Genomic DNA, 817 nt, shown 5'->3' with positions numbered 1-817 from the left:
CGATACTTCAGACGCTGGCGAGGTGTCCATGGACGCGACGCGCCGGGCGACACGCGGACGCCGCCGGGCGCGGGTACGGCGGCCAGGGCGAGCTCGATCGTTCTCGCCGTCACGCGGTTCGGCAACCCTGGACGGCCGACCCGTTCCCTTGGTCCGATTCGGCTCGCGACCGGCGGCGGTCTCATCCCGTTCGGTCTCAGCCGTCGACGCGCTCTCGCCCGACGGCTCGGGAAACGCCACGGTCGTGGCCGCCTGCCACAGTGCCTCCCAGTCGAAGGCAATGTCTGGAAACCGCGCTTCGATTTCCCGACGGGCCGTCTCGTCCAGCGGGAGCCGACCACTGCCCTTGGCGCCCTGAGAGGTGCGAAACCAATAGAGAGCTCGAGGGCGGCTGCGCCCACCATCACCGACCGGGTGCAACAAACAGAGATGCTCGATGCCGCGCTTGTCGCGCAGAATGCGCAGAAACGGCAATGTTAACCCTTAACGTCGTCTTCGCGCGCCGGCGCCTTTGGTCGGGCGCTTGCCCGTCTTACGCGCTGGCGGCGCCTTGCGGGCCGCCGCCGCACGGCTCGGCCGTTGGGGCCGCCTGGCCCGCCGGACCACCGCCTCTGCAGCGCGCTTCGCCGTGGCCCGAGGCGCCGTCCTGGAAGTCTTCCTGGCGGGTCGGGCCACACGCGGCCGAGCCGGACGCTTCGTCGTCCTCTTGGCACGCGTGGATTTTTTCGCCGCCTCGGCCGCCCGCGGACCTCCCGCGGGCGTGCGAGAAATTTGTGTGAACCTGACGTGCTCTCCCAGCGTGAGATAGCTCCAGATC

Annotated in this window: 1 protein-coding gene; it reads right to left on the bottom strand. The window is 69.6% G+C overall.

Features of this window, described 5'->3' with window-relative positions; genetic code table 11:
• A partial coding sequence (locus GEV06_28740) for a hypothetical protein (GenBank protein MPZ21831.1) occupies nucleotides 1-474 on the bottom strand: 474 nt, incomplete at its 3' end.
• Nucleotides 475-817: the final 343 nt, after the last annotated feature.

This window comes from Luteitalea sp. (genome assembly GCA_009377605.1).
Taxonomy (GTDB): Bacteria; Acidobacteriota; Vicinamibacteria; order Vicinamibacterales; family Vicinamibacteraceae; genus WHTT01.
This window is presented reverse-complemented; position numbering and strand designations above follow the sequence as displayed.